Origin of the sequence: Nguyenibacter vanlangensis, from assembly GCF_013376155.1 — a bacterium.
Classification (GTDB): Bacteria; Pseudomonadota; Alphaproteobacteria; order Acetobacterales; family Acetobacteraceae; genus Gluconacetobacter; species Gluconacetobacter vanlangensis.
Map to the genome: position 1 here is coordinate 1 of NZ_JABXXP010000494.1, position 2,124 is coordinate 2,124.

Sequence of the window (2,124 nt, forward strand, 5' to 3'; positions counted from 1 at the left end):
CTCGGTGCGCGGCCGCCGCATCGCCGTGCTGGGCCTGACCTTCAAGCCCGAAACCGACGACATGCGCGAATCCCCCTCCATCCCCATCCTGGTCCGCCTGGCCGAGCAGGGCGCCGAACTCCGCGCCTTCGACCCGGTCGGCATGCAGGCCGCCCGCCCGCATCTGCCGCCCGGCATCACCTATTGCGACAGCGCCCTCGACGCCGCCCGCGACGCCGACACCCTGGTCGTGCTGACCGAATGGAACGAATTCCGCGCCCTCGCGCCAAACGCCCTGGCCGCCGCCATGCGCGGCCGCGTCATCGTCGATTTGCGCAACATCTTCGACCCCGCCGCCATGCGCGCGGCCGGCTTCCATTACCACTCGGTCGGCCGTCCCATCTGAAGGCAGGCTGTTCTTTTTTGAAAAAAAGAACCAAAAAACTTTTGAATTTTTATGGATACTACGTCGGGGCAGACCCGACTCTCATAACGAATAAAAGTCTTTTTGCTTCTTTTTCTTCAGAAAAAGAAGAAACAACGCCTCCCCGCGGACACGACGCCCGGCCCAACCCCCCAGGGCCCGACCAGACGCCGCACGCCGGAGGATTTACGGACGTGTATCGTCCTCTTCGTCCTCATCTTCCTCTTCGTCGTCCTCGAACACCGGCTCAACCGTTATGATGTCGGCATTCCCGGCGCGTAGCGCCTCGGCGTCGCGCTCGGCCTCGTCCTCGGTCTCGTACAGCCTGCCGTCGTCCGGATCGTCGCTCCACGCATTCTCCGGGCCCCAGAACTCGACTTCCCCGCCGTCGACCTCCCGGACCACCAGATACCCGACGATCATGTCGTCTTCGTCACCCATGACGTCCCCCTCTCTGCTGGACGGATGACGTATGGCGCAAGCCACGCAAAAGGAAAGGCCCCCGGAGAAATTTTAAGCCTTAAATGCCGTGCCGGGCGGCCGATGCGCGCGGGCCGGTCACGCCGCGCCCCCGCCTTCCGCCCCGATCTCCGCCAATTCGGAAAGAATGCCGTCCGCCAGCCGAAGTTCGGCCGCCGCCAGATTTTCCCTCAGATGGGCCAGCGACGACGTGCCCGGGATCAGCAGGATATTGGGCGCGCGCGCCAGCAGCCACGCCAGCGCCACCTGCATCGGCGTGGCGCCCAGCCGCTCGGCCACGCCGGACAATGTCGCGGACTGCAACGGCGCAAAGCCGCCCAGCGGAAAATAGGGCACATAGGCGATGCCCAGCCGGCCCAGTTCATCGATCAGCGGATCATCCCGGCGATGCGCAAGGTTATAATGGTTCTGCACACAGACGATCTCGGCAATGCCGCGCGCCTCCGCCACCTGTGCAGCGGTGGCGTTGCTCAGGCCCAGATGGCGGATCAGCCCCTGCCGCTGCAGCGCCGCAAGCGCCGCGACCTGCACCGCGATCGAACCCTCGCTGGGGGCATGGATATCCCCCATCACCCGCAGGTTCACGACATCCAGGACATCGACGCCCAGATTGCGCAGATTGTCATGCACGCCGCGGGTCAGCGCGTCGGGGCTCTGCGCCGGGTTCCACGACCCGTCGGCCCCGCGCACCGCCCCCACCTTGGTCACGATCCGCAGATCGGGCGCATAGGGATGCAGCGCCTCGCGGATCAGCCGGTTGGTGACGTGCGGTCCGTAGAAATCGCTGGTATCGATATGGTCGACGCCGGCCGCGACGGCCGCGCGCAGCACGGCAAGCGCGCTCTCGCGGTCGCGCGGCGGCCCGAATACGCCGGGGCCCGCCAGTTGCATGGCGCCATAACCCATTCGATTCACGCGCCGGTCGCCCAGCACAAAGGTGCCTGCTTTCATAAGGTCGGTCATGTCCGCCTCCAGGGATAAGGGACGGCATGACTATGGGCGTTGACCGCACGCGCGATAATCGGCTGAGATCGGCACAGGCTGTACGGAATTCCGAACAATGGCGGCGGATCTTCAGGATCTCCACGCGTTTCTGGCGGTGGTGCGGGCAGGCGGCTTCCGCGACGGCGCCCGCGCCCACGGTGTCTCGGCGTCGGGCCTCAGCGAGGCCGTGCGACGTCTCGAAACGCGGCTGGGCGTACGATTGCTGCACCGCACGACCCGCAGCATCGCCCCGACCG

4 protein-coding genes are annotated in these 2,124 nt (G+C 66.0%); 2 read left to right on the plus strand and 2 right to left on the minus strand.

What is annotated here, in order from left to right; genetic code table 11:
* Positions 1-385, plus strand: a 385-nt coding sequence (locus HUK84_RS15745) for a UDP-glucose/GDP-mannose dehydrogenase family protein (protein ID WP_176641126.1), incomplete at its 5' end; no start/stop codon positions are given.
* A 204-nt stretch (positions 386-589) separates the two neighbouring features.
* On the opposite strand, the gene HUK84_RS15750 is transcribed toward HUK84_RS15745, so the two are convergent.
* On the minus strand, positions 590-844 hold the full coding sequence (locus HUK84_RS15750; protein ID WP_176641127.1) for a hypothetical protein: 255 nt from the start codon (positions 842-844) through the stop codon (positions 590-592).
* 117 nt (positions 845-961) lie between these two features.
* Complete coding sequence (locus tag HUK84_RS15755) at positions 962-1,846, minus strand: aldo/keto reductase family oxidoreductase (RefSeq protein ID WP_281362836.1); 885 nt, start codon at positions 1,844-1,846, stop codon at positions 962-964.
* Between the two features lie 97 nt (positions 1,847-1,943).
* Here HUK84_RS15755 and HUK84_RS15760 point away from each other — a divergent pair.
* A partial coding sequence (locus HUK84_RS15760) for a helix-turn-helix domain-containing protein (protein ID WP_176641128.1) occupies positions 1,944-2,124 on the plus strand: 181 nt, incomplete at its 3' end.